Consider the following 17,302-nt stretch of genomic DNA (forward strand, 5'->3'; position numbering starts at 1 on the left):
AAGATTTAGAAGTTTTTGCTTGAAAGTTAGCTTTTGCCGGATTAAATGGTATAATGATTAGGCTAATAAGTAGAAAACGAGGAAGAACCATGTCCTTTGATGGATTTTTTTTGCACCATATGACGGCGGAGTTAAAGGCTCAGTTGGAAGGGGGGCGGATTCAGAAGATTAACCAGCCCTTTGAGAAGGAAATTGTTCTGAACATCCGCAGCAATCGCCAGAGCCACAAGCTTCTCCTCTCCGCTCATCCTGTTTTTGGAAGGATTCAACTGACGGAAACTGACTTTGCCAATCCCAAGGTTCCCAATACCTTCACCATGATTTTGCGCAAGTATTTGCAAGGAGCGGTTATCGAGGAGATTCGACAGTTGGAAAACGACCGCATTATCGAATTGGCTGTGTCCAACAAGGATGAAATTGGCGACCATATTCAAACAACCCTCATCATGGAAATCATGGGCAAGCATAGCAATATCATTCTGGTGGACAAGTCAGAAAATCGGATTATCGAGGCTATCAAGCACATCGGTTTTTCCCAGAACTCCTACCGCACCATCCTGCCAGGTTCTACCTATATTCGTCCACCGCAGACAGAGGCCCTCAATCCCTTTACTGTCAAAGACGAAAAACTCTTTGAAATCCTCAGTACAAAAGACCTATCACCCAAAAACTTACAAGGCCTCTTTCAGGGATTGGGCCGGGACACTGCGACCGAACTAGCAGGCAGACTGAAGTCCGACAGGCTGAAATCTTTTCGCTCCTTCTTTGACCAAACCTGCCAACCAAGCCTAACGGAACATTCTTACGCTGCTCTGCCTTTTGACGATAGCCGTGAGAACTACCCTAGCCTCAGCCAGCTGCTGGACGTCTACTACCAAGACAAGGCCGAGCGTGATCGCGTAGCCCAGCAGGCCAATGAGCTAATCAAGCGCGTGGCAAATGAGTTAGACAAAAACCGCAAGAAACTGCTCAAACAAGAACAGGAATTGCTGGATACGGAAACTGCTGAAATCTTCCGGCAGAAAGGGGAGCTGCTGACTACCTATCTCCATCAAGTTCCCAATGACCAGCCGGCAGTGACCCTCGATAACTACTATACCGGCCACCCCTTGACCATTGAGTTAGACCTCGCTCTGACCCCTAGTCAAAATGCCCAGCGCTATTTCAAGAAATACCAGAAACTCAAGGAAGCTGTTAAGCACCTGACGAATCTGCTAGAGGACACAAAATCTACCATCCTTTACCTTGAAAGCGTTGAAACCATGCTGAGTCAGGCTAGTCTGACAGAGATTGATGAGATCCGTGAAGAATTAGTTGAAACAGGCTACCTCAAGCGCCGTCACCGTGAAAAAAACCAGAAACGACAAAAGCCAGAAAAGTATCTGGCGACGGATGGCAAAACCATTATTCTAGTCGGCAAGAACAACCTGCAAAATGATGAACTAACCTTTAAAATGGCTAAGAAAGGGGAACTTTGGTTCCATGCCAAAGACATTCCGGGAAGCCATGTCATCATCACAGATAATCTGAATCCGACCGATGAGGTGAAGACGGATGCGGCCGAGCTGGCCGCCTACTTTTCAAAGGCTCGTTACTCCAATCTGGTTCAGGTGGATATGATTGAAGCCAAGAAGCTCCACAAGCCAACTGGAGGAAAGCCCGGCTTTGTGACCTATCGTGGTCAGAAGACCCTCCGCGTCACCCCAACAGAAGACAAGATAAAATCCATGAAAATCTAGTTCATGGATCTTTTTGTTTATTCTGCCCGATCAATGTCCTCACGGACTTCCTTGGCATTAAATTTTGCAAAGAGGAATTGACGATCCTGAACAGGGAAGCGTTGGTCTAGCTGATCGACAGCTCCTACCTCCACATACCCTTCTGAGATGATGTAGTCCATGACGTGACCGCCAAAGGTCAAATCGTCTGAGATAAAGTGGAGGTGGTAGCCTGCCACACTGACGCCATGGAAAATCTCCGGTGTCCAGATTCCAACGATGGTGCCACTGATATTTTCTGCCGTGTATTCTGGCTGGTGGCTAGCTACATCGGCAAATCGAATATCTGTCGAAGACTTGGGAATCATGCGGACATGCATCTTGGCGAAGTGACCGCGAATTTTGATGGAGCGAAAGAGGTTTTCCCCATCGTAATAGGACTCAATTCTTCGTTGCAGTTCTTGATCTGTCATCTCAAATCGTTGCTTGAAGAGGACTTCTGCCTGATGGAAAATGACCGCTGCATAGGGTACCTTCATATCATGAGGAACTTCGACCACCTCTGGCTTTTCACCAGAACCCTTGGCCTGATAAGCCTTTCCATCCAAAACGATTAACTCGCCATCAATTGAGTCAAGGGTTCCAAGACCCAAATCTCCATGCTCCAACAGTTCACCAACTGTCAGAGAGCCACCATATAAGCCCGCCATCAGGGCACCTAATGTATTGTATTGAAATAATTTGTTTGCTTCCATATTCTACTCTTGATTGAAAAATTCTTGCATTGCCACATCATCCGGTACCAGTTGCAAGTAGGCCTTAGCGTAGCGCTTGGCCGACTCCTGTTGCCCAGTCTGACGAAGAAGGTCGATATAATCTGCCAAAAATTCAGGATTGTCCGCCAAATCTGCCAGTAAGTCTTCGTAGCTTGCCTGAGCCTGACTGTCTTTTTCCAAGGCTTGATAGGCTTTGGCAATATTCCAACGGGCTAAAACATTATCCAGTTCGTTCCTGTCTAGGGCTATCACTTCTTCGTAGCGTTCCTGTTGCAGATAGAGATTGGTCAAGCGCAGTAAGACTTCGTTGACATCCTCCGCTTCTGCTTTCGCCTGCAAGAGGTAAGCCTCTGCTCGCTCCTCATCGTGCAGTTCATAGGCATATTGGGAAGCTAGAAGCATTAGGGCCACATCGAACCTGTTCTTAGCCAACCCTTTTTCCAACATGGCCAAGGCCTCACTCACCCTGTGCTCCGCATGTAAGGTGCGAGCATACACATATTCATAGCCTTCAAAGTCAGGGTTAATCGTATCCAATTGCTTGAAGTAAATAGCAGCCTTTTGGTAGTCTTCCCGTTCAAAAAGCAGAGCTGCCAACTCAAAGACTGTTTGGTCATCGTACTCCAACTCAACCGCTTTTTCTAAAAACTCAATCGCTGCCTCAAACTTACCCAAACTAGCATAGCACAAGCCTATCCTCTGGTAGGTTGACACTCCTGTTCCCTCATACATCGCGCGATTATCCAGCTGAGCATAGTAGGCAATGGCCTCCTTGTAATACTCTAGCTCCATGGCCAGCTCAGCCAGACCAAATAGAATAATCGGATCATCCGAGAGCTGAGAAGCCTCCAGCAGCTTCTCACGCGCCACATCAGGCAAGCCTTCAGATTGATAGAGATCTGCCTTCACTACCAATGCTTCTACATAGGTAGGACTAGCTGGGCTAATCTCTTCCAGATAGGCAAAGGCTCCTTCTATGTCGCCATCTTCATGGGCAATCTGGGCCAGATTGATGGCTAGATCAGGATAGGTTTCCAACAGACGGAGATAGACTTCCTTGGCTTGGGGCAAAAAGCCAATCCCTTCCAGATAGGCAGCCAAATCCAGCAATACTTCTTCTTCATCTTCTGCCAAGGCTCGCTGAAAACATTGATTAGCCTGCTGTAAATCCTGTTGCTCCAAAGCCAAGAGCATCTTTTCACTATTGTTCATTATTTACCTCGACGGCGACTTCCTCGCCTTCTTCTTCATAAAGGCCACTATAAGTCTTATACCACTCAAATGCAGCCTTCACCACTACCTTGATAGACGCATAGATCGGAATACCTAGAAGGACACCCAAAACACCATACATCTGACCTGCTGTCAAAAGAACAAACAAAATGGTAATCGGATGGATGCTGAGTGAGCTTCCGATGATAAGAGGTGTAACAAAACGTCCCTCAATGGTCTGCTCCACCATGAAGACAATCAATACCTTAACCAGCATAAGTGGCCCTGCAATAAAACCAAGGATGACTGCTGGAATCATGGCTAAAAATGAACCAAGATAAGGAATCAAATTTAAAAATCCTGCCATGATACCCAAGGTCACAGGATAACTCAAACCAATCACGGAAAACATGATTGAAAACATGAGGGCTACAATGATGGCCACTGTCACCTGCCCACGAACATAGTTGGACAACTGATTATTCACATCTGTCAAAACGGTTCCGATAGACTGGCGCCACTTGGTGGGCAAATAACGAGTAATGTGCCCCTTGAGCTGTTTTCCATCCCGCAGGAGATAAAAGAGGATAAAGGGCATGATCAAAATTGCAACGATAATCTGCGAAGCGGTCGAAATCAAACTGCTGGCCCAGTTTACTGCACTAGAAGAAAATTTCTGGGCAAACGCAACAATCTGATCATTGATTTTTTCCAAAATCCCTAAAACAGTCGGTCGAAATTGCTCGAATTGCTCATCTTGAAGCATGGCAGTTACCTGCGTTTCAATTTCCTGAATATAGGTCGGTACATTCTTTGCAAAACTCACCACCTGATTTTGAATGCTGGGAATAGCAACCGCCAACCCCCAAACCAGAAGAATGGCAATCAAAACAAAAACAATCGAAATCCCAACTGTCCGCGATACCTTGTACTTCTCCAGCCAATCAACAATCGGATTTAAGAGATAGTACAACAAGCCTGTCAGAATCATCGGCAGCAGGATAATTTCAATAAAACTACCTATCGGGGTTAGTAGGAAGCTAATCTTTGTGAAGATAAAAATAGTCAACAAAATCAATAAGGTGACAAGGAAAAATGTAACTGCTTGGTTGTTAACAAACCACTTGAAAAACCAGGAAGCTGTAAATTTCTGCTTCTTATCGTCCATAAGGAACCTCTTTCACTTCTTTTTTTCTATTGTACCATTTTATACAGCTTTTTTGATAATTGAAATTCAATCTTACACGGACTTTCCTACATTTTTATGATATAATGAGAGTCAATAAACACAAAGATAGATGAGGTGGATACGATGACTATTTATTTCGGAACCTATACCAAACGTGCTTCTGAAGGGATTTATGCAGCAGACTTTGATCGTCAAACCGGCCAGTTGAGTCAACTACGCTTAATCGCCAAAGAACCAAACCCAACCTATCTTGCCTTTGCAAAAGATAAAAGCCTCTATGCGGTTGGAGCCAAGGATGGCTTGGGGGGGATTGCTAGCTTTTCTGCTGACTTTAGCCCTCTCAATCATGTGGTTGAAGAAGGCGCTCCGCTTTGCTATGTTGCGGTTGATGACTGCCGCAATCTCGTTTTCGGAGCCAACTACCACAAGGGGCAGGTTTTGGTATACAAACGACTGGAAGATGCTACTTTAGAACTGGCAGACTCTGTTTGTCATCAGGGGTCTGGCCCTCATGAAAATCAGGCTTCCCCCCATGTTCACTTCGCTGACTTAACACCTGATAAGCACCTTGTCACTTGTGATTTAGGCACAGACCAAGTTGTGACCTACTCACTCTCAGACGAAGGCAAGTTAACTCAACTGGCGGCCTACTCCTCAGCACCAGGTGCTGGCCCGCGCCACATCGTCTTCCATCCAACTGCCAAGATTGCCTACTTGATGTGCGAACTCAACTCCACCATCGAAGTCCTTATCTACGATGGTCTAGGGCATTTTGAACTCATGCAGACCATCTCTACCCTTCCAAAAGACCATACTGGTTTCAATGGCACAGCTGCTATCCGTATCACGAAAGATGGAAAATTCGTCTACGGTTCTAACCGTGGAAACGACTCCATCGCGGTCTATAAAACGCTCGGCGACGCTAGCTTAGAATTGCTAGAAATCATCCCTACAAATGGCAAGACTCCGCGCGACTTTACCCTCAGCCCAGATGAAAAACACCTGATTGTTGTTCACCAAGATTCTGATAATGCAACAGTATTTGCCAGAGATACAGAAAGTGGTCGCTTGACAGAGCTGTCACATGATTTCTATGTGCCAGAAGCTGTTTGTGTGACATTTAACTAAGACAGGAGAAAAGAATGAAGCCCCTAGAACACTTCAACCAACTGAAACATTTTCTCACCAAGAAAGATTTTGATGGCGCCAAAAACTATCTTGAAAAGCACAAAGACGAATTCGGCGCCTACCTCATTCAAGCCAAAAAGCTCCTCAAGCACTCTAAAACTACCAACGGCTTTTTCAAAAAGTTCAAAGGATTATTTTAGAAACAAGATAAAAATCGGCTTCCAGCAAAAATATATTGGCTACTTACATTAGAAAAAGCTTAAAACCACTATTTTAAGAACGTGGTTTTGAGCTTTTTTGAGTATAGAAAAACCCAGACACTCGCTGGGCTCATAGCATTTTATACTATTTCTAGCAGTTCTTGGACATTCGATACTTGCCAGTCACTTGGATACATTGAATCTTCTGGACAATATTGCCCCAAACCTTGCTTTACTCGAATGGTTTTCATTCCCAACATCTTGGCTGGAATCATATCATTATCTACACGATCACCAATGTATATAGATTGAGAAGGAGAAGCTCCCGCTTCCTCTAAAGCATATAAAAAGATTTTGACATCAGGCTTGTACAAATCAAGTTCAGCAGAGCAAACAATGACTTCAAAACCATCCAAAATGCCAAATTGCTCCAATCGATAGCGCAAATCCTTTCCTTGATTGGCGATAATCCCCAACCGATACTTCTTTCCTAGGATTTTCAAAACCGATTTAACAGAAGGAAATAAGGCCTCTTTATCATGTGGCCATTTTGGTCTTTCCAGTTGAGGTGGTGAAAAAGATGCCCATGTTTCACGAAGAGGATCTCCGCCTCTCCTAGCAATATTCAGAAGTATGTCTTGATAATCTATTTTTGAAACAAGCACGCCTTCTTTGTTTAATTTTTCTACACACCAGTCAATAAAATCATTCAGGGAGTCACTTTCGTCCACCAAGGTGGAGCCAATATCAAAAAATAGCCACTTATCCATTGATAAAATCCATTGCAAATGACCTGCGATGCTATTTTTTTATAGCCTCAAGTCATAATGAAAAACAAGTCCGGTAATGTCCGAACTTGCCTTCACTACAACCCTCGCTATACTAGATCGGGGATAAAACAGTCTCCCAGACTATGAAAACAAGTCCGAAGTTTTTCGGACTTGTTTTTACTATATCCCTCGCTATGCTAGCTCGGGGATAAATTAGTACACTGTACTATGAAAAACAAGTCTGGAGATTTCCAGACTTGTTTTTACTATAACCCTCGCTATACTAGCTCGGGGATAAAACAGTCTCCCAGACTGTTTTATTTTTTCAAGTTGTAAAATGAGTTCAAGCCTTTGTAAACCGCAACTTCACCCAATTGGTCTTCGATACGAAGTAATTGGTTGTATTTAGCGATACGGTCTGTACGAGACAATGAACCTGTCTTGATTTGGCCAGCGTTAGTTGCAACTGCGATGTCAGCGATTGTTGAATCTTCAGTTTCACCTGAACGGTGTGATACAACGGCAGTGTAACCAGCTTCTTTAGCCATTTCAATCGCTTCAAATGTTTCAGTAAGTGTACCGATTTGGTTCACTTTGATAAGGATTGAGTTAGCTGCGCCTTCTTTGATACCGCGTGCAAGGTAGTCAGTGTTTGTTACGAAGAAGTCGTCACCAACCAATTGAACACGTTTGCCGAGACGCTCAGTAAGAGCTTTCCAGCCATCCCAGTCATTTTCATCCATACCGTCTTCGATAGTGATGATTGGGTACTTGTTAACCAACTCTTCAAGGTAGTCGATTTGTTCTGCAGAAGTACGAACAGCTGCGCCTTCGCCTTCAAATTTAGTGTAGTCGTATACTTTGCGCTCTTTGTCGTAGAACTCAGATGACGCACAGTCGAAACCGATCATGATGCCGTTTTCGCCTGCTTCGTAGCCAGCAGCTTCGATTGCTTCGATGATTGTTTCAACACCGTCTTCAGTTCCTTCAAACTTAGGAGCGAAACCACCTTCGTCACCAACAGCTGTTACCAAACCACGAGCCTTCAAGATTTTCTTCAAAGCGTGGAATACTTCAGCACCCCAACGAAGACCTTCTTTGAAGCTTGGCGCACCAACTGGCAAGATCATAAATTCTTGGAAAGCAATTGGAGCGTCAGAGTGAGAACCACCGTTGATGATGTTCATCATTGGAGTTGGCAATACTTTAGTGTTGAAGCCGCCAAGGTAAGTGTAAAGTGGCACTTCAAGGTAGTCAGCAGCTGCACGAGCAACAGCGATAGACACACCAAGGATTGCGTTCGCACCCAATTTACCTTTGTTTGGAGTACCGTCAAGAGCGATCATTGCACGGTCAATAGCTTGTTGATCACGAACGTCGTAACCGATAATTGCATCAGCAATCACGTTGTTCACGTTGTCAACAGCTTTTTGTGTACCAAGACCAAGGTAACGAGACTTATCACCATCGCGAAGTTCAACTGCTTCGTGTTCACCAGTAGATGCTCCTGAAGGAACCATACCACGACCGAAAGCACCTGATTCAGTATAAACTTCAACCTCAAGTGTTGGGTTACCGCGTGAGTCAAGGACTTCGCGAGCGTAAACATCAGTAATAATTGACATTATATTACTCTCCTTTGAGTTTTAATTAGTTACACTGTTATCATACCCTAAAATAGCTTTTTTTTCAAGAAAAAACAAAAAAAGTTTCAGTAGCTATTTTCAAATTCTGACTGAAAACTACGAATCCCCTATTCTTTTCAAAATACTCCATTTTATGCTATACTTTTTCCATGACTGATTTGAATACAACCATCTTACAAAAAGCCTCTGGCGAAAACCGCCTAAATCCTGACGAACAACGCCAATACATGGGAACCTTTCGCGAGCGCGTTGTCCTGGTTCTTTCTTTTGAACAAGCAGTGTCCAGTCAACTGGAGGAGCAATTTGAAGCACTTGCAAAACAACTAGTTATGGACTATCAGCCCCTCTTTCTAAAACTATCTCCCAAGCTGTCAGATAGCTTGCAGATCCACTATATGAAAATAGGGCAACAGCTGGGAATTACTGTTTCAATCATCGATGAAAAAATTGCAGACAGCCCTTATGCCATGGTTTTCCATACAGATCTAGCCTTAAACAAGGAAAGCATTCAACTGGAAGAATGCTTCCCTCACTTCGTGACGCAAGCACCAAAAAAGGAAGAAACCAAGCCTTCCTTCTGGAAAAAATTATTCGGGTAAGCAGCGCTTGCCCTTTTTTGCAACAAAAACACCACCTTATACTACTATAGTCGAATGAATTAGCTTTCAGACAAGGAACTGAGGCGCAGGTTGCTAGCGCAGCCTAGTGGCTGTGCTAGGTTGGAGATATAACTTGCAAAGCAAGTCACTTCTGTAGAGTACGGCAAGTCGAAAGTGACGATGTATCAAAGATAATTCAAATGACTATAAGTGAACAGATAGACGGCTACTGACTATATTCCCTAAGAGCAAGGCTGCTACCAAGTTGCAAAACCCTCGCCACCTGCTCTGCTGTGCGTGCCAGATTTTCTTCCGCCTTAGCCAGCGTATCTTCCAGACTGGCTACTTGAGAAATGATAGGAAAAGCGGCGCAGATATTTTCAAAAGGAAGAGGAGGGAGGTCATCCTTCAGGCTTCCGCATATAGCGATGACGGGTACATTCGACGGTGTTCTGCGAGCCACACCGATAGGAGTCTTGCCGGCCAGACTCTGAGCATCCAGCCGCCCTTCACCCACAATGACCAAGTCAGCATGGGATACTCGCTCATCAAAGTTGACCTGATCCAAGACAAAGTCTATGCCTGCGACGATTGCTCCGCCTGCAAAAGTAAGCAGGCCTGCAGCCATACCGCCTCCTGCCCCAGCGCCATCTTGCTTGAGAATAGTGGGCGCAACGAGTTGGTAAAATGACTCCATCTCCGCATCCACTCGTTCAAACTCGGACGGGGATAATCCTTTTTGAGCTGAAAATACATAGGTCGCTCCCTTTTTTCCACATAAAGGGTTGCTTACATCGGTCACAATCTGGATGGTGACTTGCTTGAGTTCAGGGGCCACTGCTTCATCTGAAAGACTTGCAACCTTGCCCAAATTCTGTCCGATAGCCTCTAGTTGCCTTCCTTCTTCATCAAAAAAGCGATAGCCTAGAGCTGCTGCCATTCCTATCCCACCATCATGACTGGCTGAGCCTCCAACGCCGATAATCATTTGACGGACACCTGTTTTGGCTAAATGGAGAATCATCTCTCCAACTCCTGTCGTTTGAATTAGTAAGGGATTTCGCTGGCTATCAGGAACCATTGCCAGACCGACAATCTCAGCCATTTCAAAGAGGGCAAGTTCTCCCTTACGGGCAAAAGAAGCCTGCACAGGCAATCCTAAGGGCCCAGTCACACTCCACTTGTCCATTTGAAGACCTAGCGCATCGGCTAAAATAGCAAGCGTTCCTTCTCCACCATCACCAAGTGGCAACTCGTCAAAACTAGCTTCTGGAAAAACTTTTTCAAACCCTGTCCTTATGGCCCCTGCAACTGCTGGGGCAGATAGGGATTCCTTAAACGAATCCGGCGCAATCACAATATGCATGATAGGACCTCCTAACTACTCATTTCACTCTTATTATAGCGCTTTTCCCCCTTTATTTACAAGTCTTCTGACACATGCTATACTGGTAAAAAGGAGACTTGTATGTATCAGACACTGATTTTTGACTTGGATGGAACCCTGACTGACTCAGGACTCGGCATTATCAATTCGGTTGCCTACGCCCTTGAAAAAATGGGTGTAGAAGAACCAGATTTAGCCAACTTGAAACGCTTTATCGGCCCACCACTCTACGAATCCTTTGCTCGTTTCTACAACTTTTCACCAGAGCAAGTTCAGGAGGCGGTCGGCTATTTTAGGGAATACTTTAAGGAGCGTGGCATGTTTGAAAACCAGCCATACCCCGGCATTGCCGAAGTACTTTCTGGGCTGAAGGAACAGGGGAAGGAACTGCTGATTGCTACCTCTAAACCAGAGGTATTTGCCAAGCAGATTTTAAACCATTTTCACTTAGATGGTTACTTTTCAGTCATAGCTGGCGCAAGTTTGGACAGCTCACGAATCAGCAAGGAGCAAGTAATCGCTCATGCCCTCACTCAGCGACCAAACCTAGCCAAGCCAGCTGTGATGATTGGCGATCGCGAACATGATATAAAAGGTGCCCAAGCCCACCATCTGGACAGCATCGGCGTTCTTTATGGTTACGGTCAGTTGGAAGAATTGACTGCTGCGGGAGCTACACATATTATCCAAAGCGTGGAGCAATTAGGACAATTTTTCTCTATCTGATAGCCTGCCAAATCAGCACAAGACCGCACAAAAGGCTCGAATTTCGAGCCTTTTAATAATCTGTAATTTCTTTTCTGTCAGCAGTTTTGCTGATTTTTCCTTGTCTTTCAAGCAAGACTTCTTCCACTTCCAACGGAGATACTCCTGTTTCAACTAGGAGAACTGCCAAATGATAGAGCAAGTCTGCAACTTCTTGAGAAATTTCTCGTTGATCCGCGTTCTTCGCAGCGAGGACAACTTCTGTTGCCTCCTCCCCCACTTTTTTCAAAATCTTATCTAGTCCCTTGTCGTAGAGATAATTGGTATAGGAGCCTTTCTTGGGGCTATTTTTACGATTGAGCGCTTCTTGATAAAGGGTATTCAGCATGATTCCTTTTCCTTTCTTTACAAAATCTCCTCAAAAAAGCAGCTGTACGCTCCCGTATGGCAGGCAGCTCCTGTCTGGCGGACAGAGATGAGGAGCGTATCTTTGTCACAATCGGTCTTGATGGATACGACCTCCTGATAATGACCGCTAGTCGCCCCCTTGTGCCAGAGTTCCTGACGCGACCGGCTCCAATAGTGCATCTGTTTGGTGGTTAGTGTTTGGTGATAGGCTTCCTGATTCATGTAGGCTAGCATGAGGACTTGTCCTGTTTCGTGGTCAGTGACAATCACAGGAATGAGCCCACCTTGTTTTGCAAAATCTAACTGTATCATCACACTCTCACCTCGATTCCTCGCTGGCGCATGGCGCGCTTAGTATCAGAAATGCTCACTTCACCATAGTGAAAAATGGAGGCTGCCAAGGCACCCGTTGCCGGAGTTTTTTCAAACACTTCAAGGATGTCTTGGCTACTGCCTGCTCCACCTGATGCGATAATGGGAACGGTCACTACATCAGCCACGGCATTGAGCATCTCCACATCAAAACCTGACTTGGTGCCATCTTTGTCCATGCTGGTCAAGAGAATTTCCCCTGCTCCAAGAGCAACCACCTTTTGGGCCCATTCTAGCAGGTCGAGTCCTGTATCTTTACGACCTCCTGCTACATAAACATGCCAGCTTCCATCTGCTTCCTTTTTAGCATCGATAGCCACCACTACACACTGGCTACCGAATTTTTCTGCACAATCAGCAATCAGTTGCGGATTGTCAACAGCTGATGAGTTGACCGAAACCTTGTCGGCACCAGCCTTGAGCATCTTATTCATATCCTCAACCGAGCGGATACCTCCGCCAACCGTAAAAGGGATAAAGACTTGCTCTGCTACGCGGCGCACCATGTCAACGGTTGTATCGCGTTCTTCATGAGTGGCGGTAATGTCAAGGAAAACTAACTCATCACAGCCAGCTTCATAATAAGCCTTGGCTGAATCAACAGGGTCTCCAACATCTGTCAGGTTGACAAAATTAACTCCTTTGACCACTCGACCATCCTTGACATCTAGGCAGGGGATAATGCGTTTTGCTAACATCTTTACCCCTCCACTTCTACCAATTCAGCAAGACTAATTTTGCCGCTGTAATAGGCCTTGCCAACGATGGTACCTGCAACACCAATGGTTTTTAACTGCTCCAAATCACTGAGGGCGTGAATGCCGCCTGAAGCAATAACTTGGGCACTTGTCAGTTTAGCGACAAGCTCCTGATAATGGGCAAGGTTGGGGCCCGTCAGCGTTCCGTCACGGTCTACATCTGTATAAACAAAGAGGCGGACACCGATTTTTTCCATCTCCAAAGCCAGTTGCACAAAGTCCACATCGCTGGTTTCCAGCCAGCCTTCCGTCGCAACACGACCACCCTTGGCATCGATTCCCACAACAATCCTATCGCTGCCAAACTGGGCCAGGGCCTCCTCTACAAAGGAAGGATTTTTTACGGCCATAGACCCGATAATAACGCGGTCAATCCCTGCTTCCAGATAATCCGCAATCTGCTCCAGAGTGCGAATGCCGCCTCCTACCTGGATATTGAGATTGGTTTCTTGTTTTAACTGAGCAATCAAGTCACGATTGGTTGCCCGTCCTTCCAAGGCTCCGTCCAAATCCACAACATGGATGTAGTCAATCCCTGCTTCCTTGAACAGTCTAGCCTGACCAATCACATCCGGATTGACGACCGTTTCCTGATTAAAATCTCCTTTGAAAAGGCGAACTGCACGGCCTTCTCTGATGTCAATGGCTGGATAAATCTTCATCCCGCACCTCTTTCTAGTTTTCTAGCTGGCAAACTTGAGCAAAATTCCGCAAAATTCCTAGACCAACCTCACCTGATTTTTCTGGGTGAAATTGCGCACCATAGACCTTCCCTTTTGAAATCATGGCTGGAATTTCTCGGCTGTAAGAAGCTGTCACATCTAAGTAATCCTTGGGAACATCTGTAAAATAGCTATGAACAAAATAAACCGACTCTCCCTCCAAGCCGCTTGTCAGCTGGTTTTCTTGTTCAAGATGGAGGGTGTTCCACCCCATGTGGGGAACAGGGTAACCAGCTTCTGGTAAAATAGGCCGGCAAGTTCCCGGGATCAGGCCTAACCCGTGAGTTGCTTGGTGTTCTAGCCCTTGCTCAAGGAGGAGCTGCATTCCCAGACAAATCCCTAAGAGCGGGGTTCCAGCAGCTACGGCGTCCTTGATGGCTGAAATGAGCTGCCGTTTCTCCAACTCGCGCATGGCTGATGGGAAGGCACCAACCCCTGGCAGAATTAAACCTTGTGCCTGACGGATTTTCTCTGGGTCTGCAGACAATTCTGCTTCTACTCCAATCTTCTTTAAAGCCCGCAAAACATTTGCAGTATTACCCGCATCGTAATCAATTACAATTATCATGTTACAGGATTCCTTTTGTTGAGTTGACCCCCTGAATATCGGGGTTCAGGGTAATAGCTTCCCGCAGGGCGCGTCCTGTCGCCTTAAACAGACTCTCTGCCTTGTGGTGGCTATTTTTCCCATGCAAGATTTTCAAGTGAAGATTCATCTGAAGATTAAAGGCCAAGGCTTGGAAGAATTCTTCTACCAATTCGGTGTCAAAATCGCCTAGCTTTGGATTGTCAAAGCTGGCGTCAAAGACCAAGTAAGAACGTCCAGACAAATCCAGACTGGCCATTCCCAGCGTTTCGTCCATAGGCACAAAACTGGTTCCGTAGCGGTTAATCCCTTCTTTTTTGCCCAGTGCTTCTCTGATAGCCTGCCCTAAAACAATACCCACATCTTCGACCGTATGGTGGCTGTCTACCCAAGTATCGCCTTCTGCCTTTACAACCAGAGAAATCCGGCTATGGCGGGCAAAAAGTGTCAGCATGTGGTCAAAAAATCCCACTCCTGTCGCAATCTCAACAGGTTCTTGCCTGTCCAGATTCACTGCTAACTTGATGTTGGTTTCAAATGTGTTGCGCTCGATTTCAGATTTTCTCATGCTCTCACCTCATCTATGATTTCAATCGCCTTATACAAATTTTTCTCTGTGATACGGTATGGAGCTTCTTTTTCCACAATTGGTTTGGCACAAAAAGCAATTCCAATGCCCGCCTCTTGAATCATGGGTAGGTCATTAGCCCCATCTCCCATGGCTACCGTATCTTTCATTTCTAAGCCATTTTCCAAGGCCCAAGCTCTCAACTTGGCCTTTTTCACATCCTTGGTCACAATTTCACCCAGAACACGTCCTGTCAGAACACCATTGACAATCTCCAAATGGTTGGCCTTGACATAATCCAGATTGAGGCGTTCGGCCAGAATATCCACTGTTTGATGAAAACCGCCTGACACAACCGCTACCTTGTAGCCACGCTTGTGCAGCTCAGCTACCAGCTCCTCTGCACCTGGTGTGAAATGGATACGTCCTAAAATAGTATCCAGAACTGTTTCTTGCAAGCCTTTTAGAAGGGCAACCCGCTCTCGTAGGGCTTCCTCAAAGTCTAATTCTCCCCGCATGGCTCGCTCGGTAATGTCCGCCACCTGTGGTCCGACCCCGGCTTCTTCCCCGAGTAAATCAATTCCTTCTTCCATGATCAGGGTGCTATCCACATCCATGACCAATAATCCTTTAACTTTCTTCATTTCTCACCTCAATCGCTCGTGCATGGGCGGCCAAGCCTTCTGAATAGGCTAGAGCTGTAATCGCCTGACTGGCTGCCTGCACAGCTTCCTTATTGTATTGTATGTATTGGATGCGTTTGATAAAATCATGCACTCCCAAAGCTGAGTAGAACCGGCTGGTTCCTGACGTTGGCAGGACATGGTTGGTTCCTGCAAAGTAATCCCCTATCGGTTCGCTTGTATAATGCCCTAAAAAGATAGAACCCGCATGCTTAACCAGAGGGAGATAATCATAGGCATTTTCCATGGCAATTTCCAAATGCTCCGGCGCAATCAGATTCATCAGCTCAAACATTTCTTCTACTGTTTCTGTAAGGACAATCCGTCCATTGTTAACAATGGAAGTACGAGCAATATCCTTTCGAGGAAGCGACTCTAGTTGCCTTTCGATTTCTAACTCAACCTGATGAGCCAGATCTGCTGAGTTGGTTACCAAAATCGCTCGTGCCAGTTTATCGTGTTCGGCCTGTGACAACAAATCTGCCGCGACAAATACTGGATTTGCCGTTTCATCTGCAATCACCCCAATCTCTGACGGGCCAGCTATCATATCAATCCCCACTAAACCGTAGACCAATTTTTTAGCCGTTGCTACATAGATGTTTCCAGGCCCTGTAATCTTATCCACCTTGGGAATGGTCTGCGTGCCATAGGCGAGCGCTGCGATTCCATGGGCTCCGCCCACCTGATAAATCTGATCCACTCCAGCTAGTCTTGCTGCAACCAGTATGGCTGGATTGTAACTTTCTTGTGGCGGAGTAATCATGATAATCTCCGAAACACCCGCTATTTTAGCAGGAATGACATTCATCAGGACGGAGGATGGGTAGGCAGCTGTTCCGCCAGGCACGTAAACTCCGACCCGCTCCAAGGGCCGAATCAACTGACCGCGGATGACCCCTTGAGAGGGCTGGTCTTCAAATCCTTTTTCAACCTGTTGGAGATGGTAGGACTCGATATTTTCCTTGGCCTCCTGTAAGGCAGATAAGATTAGTGGATCAATCGCCGCAAAGGCCTCATCCACCATCTCCTCAGAAACTGCCAGTTCTTCCAAGCTGATGCCATCAAAACGCAGATTATAGCGTCGAATCGCCTCGTCGCCATTTTGCGCCACATCAGCCATGATTTCCTTAACAGCTTCTTCAATGGATACCGTTTCTGCATTCAATGCAACCTGCTCTTCATAGAGAAGTTGTGCAATTTCTTGACTCTTACCACTTAGTCGTTTCATCTGAAGGCCACCTCCTCATTTCCAACAATGGCTTCTAATTTCGCAATAAATTCTCGAATTTGGGGCTTGTTTTTGATACTGGCCTTGTTGACAATCAGTCTAGTCGAAACCCTACAAATATCCTCGAAAACCACCAAACCGTTGGCAATCAGCGTATTCCCTGTTTCGACAATATCCACAATAGCATCTGCCAGTCCCAAGACCGGAGCGATTTCAACACTGCCTTGAATAGAGATGATTTCTACATCTTCACCTTTTTTATTAAAATGCTCCATGGCAACTGTCGGATACTTGGTCGCAATGCGCTTGCGCTTGTGATCACTAGGATTATAAGATGGAATCGAAGCTACTGCAAATTTACACAGACCGAAATTCAAATCCAGCATCTCAAGAAAACCTGCCGGGTGTTCGATTAGAACATCCTTACCAACAATTCCCAGATCTGCAACCCCGTGACGCACATAGGTTGTCACATCAGGAGCCTTAACTAGCAAGAATCGAAACCGGCCATCTGGACTTTCAAAAATCAAATTTCTCCCCTTGTCCATCATGAAGGACATGTCAAATCCAGCCTTTTCAAGCAAGACAAGGGTTTCTTTTTCAATCCGCCCCTTGGTCAGGGCAATGGTTACTTGTTCCACCAT

Annotated in this window: 20 protein-coding genes; 5 read left to right on the top strand and 15 right to left on the bottom strand. The window is 45.7% G+C overall.

Features of this window, described 5'->3' with window-relative positions; translation table 11 throughout:
- Positions 1–89 precede the first annotated feature (89 nt).
- Positions 90–1,739 (top strand): Rqc2 family fibronectin-binding protein, encoded by a 1,650-nt coding sequence (locus INT76_RS02425; RefSeq protein WP_212571829.1) that lies wholly within the window; start codon positions 90–92, stop codon positions 1,737–1,739.
- Between the two features lie 17 nt (positions 1,740–1,756).
- Here the strand turns inward: INT76_RS02425 and budA are convergent, their stop codons facing one another.
- The 3 genes from budA to INT76_RS02440 are packed head-to-tail and all read right to left on the bottom strand — an operon-like array spanning position 1,757 to position 4,874.
- Positions 1,757–2,473, bottom strand: a complete 717-nt coding sequence (gene budA, locus INT76_RS02430) for an acetolactate decarboxylase (protein WP_212571831.1) — start codon at positions 2,471–2,473, stop codon at positions 1,757–1,759.
- 3 nt (positions 2,474–2,476) lie between these two features.
- Entirely contained in the window at positions 2,477–3,706 is a 1,230-nt protein-coding gene (locus INT76_RS02435; RefSeq protein ID WP_212571833.1) for a tetratricopeptide repeat protein, read from the bottom strand.
- Complete coding sequence (locus INT76_RS02440; RefSeq protein WP_212571835.1) at positions 3,696–4,874, bottom strand: AI-2E family transporter; 1,179 nt, start codon at positions 4,872–4,874, stop codon at positions 3,696–3,698. Before INT76_RS02440 ends, INT76_RS02435 begins: the two co-directional genes overlap by 11 nt.
- A gap of 144 nt (positions 4,875–5,018) precedes the next feature.
- On the opposite strand from INT76_RS02440, the gene INT76_RS02445 reads away from it, so the two are divergent.
- Positions 5,019–6,023, top strand: coding sequence for a lactonase family protein (locus tag INT76_RS02445; RefSeq protein WP_212571836.1), 1,005 nt, complete (start codon positions 5,019–5,021; stop codon positions 6,021–6,023).
- A gap of 14 nt (positions 6,024–6,037) precedes the next feature.
- Positions 6,038–6,223 carry a hypothetical protein gene (locus INT76_RS02450; protein ID WP_212571838.1) on the top strand — a complete coding sequence of 62 codons (186 nt, stop codon included), beginning with the start codon at positions 6,038–6,040 and terminating at the stop codon, positions 6,221–6,223.
- Between the two features lie 140 nt (positions 6,224–6,363).
- On the opposite strand, the gene INT76_RS02455 is transcribed toward INT76_RS02450, so the two are convergent.
- Both INT76_RS02455 and eno read right to left on the bottom strand, forming a co-directional pair.
- On the bottom strand, positions 6,364–6,993 hold the full coding sequence (locus tag INT76_RS02455) for an HAD family hydrolase (RefSeq protein ID WP_212571840.1): 630 nt from the start codon (positions 6,991–6,993) through the stop codon (positions 6,364–6,366).
- A gap of 317 nt (positions 6,994–7,310) precedes the next feature.
- A complete protein-coding gene (gene eno / locus INT76_RS02460; protein WP_099871461.1) occupies positions 7,311–8,618 on the bottom strand; it encodes a surface-displayed alpha-enolase in 1,308 nt (435 codons plus the stop codon).
- Between the two features lie 170 nt (positions 8,619–8,788).
- Between eno and INT76_RS02465 the strand changes: the two genes are divergently transcribed.
- Complete coding sequence (locus tag INT76_RS02465; protein WP_212571842.1) at positions 8,789–9,238, top strand: YueI family protein; 450 nt, start codon at positions 8,789–8,791, stop codon at positions 9,236–9,238.
- Positions 9,239–9,464: 226 nt separating this feature from the next.
- Here INT76_RS02465 and INT76_RS02470 read toward each other — a convergent pair whose 3' ends face one another.
- Positions 9,465–10,604 carry a glycerate kinase gene (locus INT76_RS02470; RefSeq protein WP_212571844.1) on the bottom strand — a complete coding sequence of 380 codons (1,140 nt, stop codon included), beginning with the start codon at positions 10,602–10,604 and terminating at the stop codon, positions 9,465–9,467.
- Between the two features lie 102 nt (positions 10,605–10,706).
- Between INT76_RS02470 and INT76_RS02475 the strand changes: the two genes are divergently transcribed.
- A complete protein-coding gene (locus INT76_RS02475) occupies positions 10,707–11,351 on the top strand; it encodes an HAD family hydrolase (RefSeq protein WP_212571846.1) in 645 nt (214 codons plus the stop codon).
- 52 nt (positions 11,352–11,403) lie between these two features.
- On the opposite strand, the gene hisE is transcribed toward INT76_RS02475, so the two are convergent.
- The 9 genes from hisE to hisG are packed head-to-tail and all read right to left on the bottom strand — an operon-like array spanning position 11,404 to position 17,302.
- Positions 11,404–11,718 carry a phosphoribosyl-ATP diphosphatase gene (gene hisE, locus INT76_RS02480; RefSeq protein ID WP_212571848.1) on the bottom strand — a complete coding sequence of 105 codons (315 nt, stop codon included), beginning with the start codon at positions 11,716–11,718 and terminating at the stop codon, positions 11,404–11,406.
- Between the two features lie 17 nt (positions 11,719–11,735).
- Positions 11,736–12,050 carry a phosphoribosyl-AMP cyclohydrolase gene (gene hisI / locus INT76_RS02485; RefSeq protein ID WP_212572995.1) on the bottom strand — a complete coding sequence of 105 codons (315 nt, stop codon included), beginning with the start codon at positions 12,048–12,050 and terminating at the stop codon, positions 11,736–11,738.
- A complete protein-coding gene (gene hisF / locus INT76_RS02490; protein WP_212571850.1) occupies positions 12,050–12,808 on the bottom strand; it encodes an imidazole glycerol phosphate synthase subunit HisF in 759 nt (252 codons plus the stop codon). Before hisF ends, hisI begins: the two co-directional genes overlap by 1 nt.
- 2 nt (positions 12,809–12,810) lie before the next feature.
- Positions 12,811–13,530 (bottom strand): 1-(5-phosphoribosyl)-5-[(5-phosphoribosylamino)methylideneamino]imidazole-4-carboxamide isomerase, encoded by a 720-nt coding sequence (hisA, locus tag INT76_RS02495; RefSeq protein WP_212571852.1) that lies wholly within the window; start codon positions 13,528–13,530, stop codon positions 12,811–12,813.
- A 13-nt stretch (positions 13,531–13,543) separates the two neighbouring features.
- Positions 13,544–14,158 carry an imidazole glycerol phosphate synthase subunit HisH gene (gene hisH / locus INT76_RS02500; protein ID WP_212571854.1) on the bottom strand — a complete coding sequence of 205 codons (615 nt, stop codon included), beginning with the start codon at positions 14,156–14,158 and terminating at the stop codon, positions 13,544–13,546.
- Between the two features lies 1 nt (position 14,159).
- Entirely contained in the window at positions 14,160–14,744 is a 585-nt protein-coding gene (gene hisB / locus INT76_RS02505) for an imidazoleglycerol-phosphate dehydratase HisB (RefSeq protein ID WP_212571856.1), read from the bottom strand.
- Positions 14,741–15,388 (bottom strand): phosphoserine phosphatase SerB, encoded by a 648-nt coding sequence (gene serB / locus INT76_RS02510; protein WP_212571858.1) that lies wholly within the window; start codon positions 15,386–15,388, stop codon positions 14,741–14,743. The genes hisB and serB overlap by 4 nt, the downstream gene beginning before the upstream one ends.
- A complete protein-coding gene (hisD, locus tag INT76_RS02515; RefSeq protein ID WP_212571860.1) occupies positions 15,375–16,658 on the bottom strand; it encodes a histidinol dehydrogenase in 1,284 nt (427 codons plus the stop codon). The genes serB and hisD overlap by 14 nt, the downstream gene beginning before the upstream one ends.
- The gene (gene hisG, locus INT76_RS02520; RefSeq protein WP_212571862.1) at positions 16,655–17,302 is read right to left on the bottom strand and encodes an ATP phosphoribosyltransferase; all 648 of its coding nucleotides are present in this window, start codon (positions 17,300–17,302) and stop codon (positions 16,655–16,657) included. Before hisG ends, hisD begins: the two co-directional genes overlap by 4 nt.

The sequence above is a fragment of the Streptococcus oriscaviae genome (assembly GCF_018137985.1).
GTDB lineage: Bacteria > Bacillota > Bacilli > Lactobacillales > Streptococcaceae > Streptococcus > Streptococcus oriscaviae.

Bases quoted from the DNA above. Each gene is read 5' to 3' on its own strand.
- INT76_RS02440 (WP_212571835.1), bottom strand. From the start codon at position 4,874: ATGGACGATAAGAAGCAGAAATTTACAGCTTCCTGGTTTTTCAAGTGG.
- INT76_RS02435 (WP_212571833.1), bottom strand. From the start codon at position 3,706: ATGAACAATAGTGAAAAGATGCTCTTGGCTTTGGAGCAACAGGATTTA.
- budA (WP_212571831.1), bottom strand. From the start codon at position 2,473: ATGGAAGCAAACAAATTATTTCAATACAATACATTAGGTGCCCTGATG.
- hisG (WP_212571862.1), bottom strand. From the start codon at position 17,302: ATGGTGGAACAAGTAACCATTGCCCTGACCAAGGGGCGGATTGAAAAA.
- hisD (WP_212571860.1), bottom strand. From the start codon at position 16,658: ATGAAACGACTAAGTGGTAAGAGTCAAGAAATTGCACAACTTCTCTAT.
- hisF (WP_212571850.1), bottom strand. From the start codon at position 12,808: ATGTTAGCAAAACGCATTATCCCCTGCCTAGATGTCAAGGATGGTCGA.
- eno (WP_099871461.1), bottom strand. From the start codon at position 8,618: ATGTCAATTATTACTGATGTTTACGCTCGCGAAGTCCTTGACTCACGC.
- INT76_RS02450 (WP_212571838.1), top strand. From the start codon at position 6,038: ATGAAGCCCCTAGAACACTTCAACCAACTGAAACATTTTCTCACCAAG.
- hisB (WP_212571856.1), bottom strand. From the start codon at position 14,744: ATGAGAAAATCTGAAATCGAGCGCAACACATTTGAAACCAACATCAAG.
- hisA (WP_212571852.1), bottom strand. From the start codon at position 13,530: ATGAAGATTTATCCAGCCATTGACATCAGAGAAGGCCGTGCAGTTCGC.
- INT76_RS02475 (WP_212571846.1), top strand. From the start codon at position 10,707: ATGTATCAGACACTGATTTTTGACTTGGATGGAACCCTGACTGACTCA.
- hisH (WP_212571854.1), bottom strand. From the start codon at position 14,158: ATGATAATTGTAATTGATTACGATGCGGGTAATACTGCAAATGTTTTG.
- hisE (WP_212571848.1), bottom strand. From the start codon at position 11,718: ATGCTGAATACCCTTTATCAAGAAGCGCTCAATCGTAAAAATAGCCCC.
- INT76_RS02425 (WP_212571829.1), top strand. From the start codon at position 90: ATGTCCTTTGATGGATTTTTTTTGCACCATATGACGGCGGAGTTAAAG.
- INT76_RS02455 (WP_212571840.1), bottom strand. From the start codon at position 6,993: ATGGATAAGTGGCTATTTTTTGATATTGGCTCCACCTTGGTGGACGAA.
- INT76_RS02465 (WP_212571842.1), top strand. From the start codon at position 8,789: ATGACTGATTTGAATACAACCATCTTACAAAAAGCCTCTGGCGAAAAC.
- serB (WP_212571858.1), bottom strand. From the start codon at position 15,388: ATGAAGAAAGTTAAAGGATTATTGGTCATGGATGTGGATAGCACCCTG.
- INT76_RS02470 (WP_212571844.1), bottom strand. From the start codon at position 10,604: ATGCATATTGTGATTGCGCCGGATTCGTTTAAGGAATCCCTATCTGCC.
- hisI (WP_212572995.1), bottom strand. From the start codon at position 12,050: ATGATACAGTTAGATTTTGCAAAACAAGGTGGGCTCATTCCTGTGATT.
- INT76_RS02445 (WP_212571836.1), top strand. From the start codon at position 5,019: ATGACTATTTATTTCGGAACCTATACCAAACGTGCTTCTGAAGGGATT.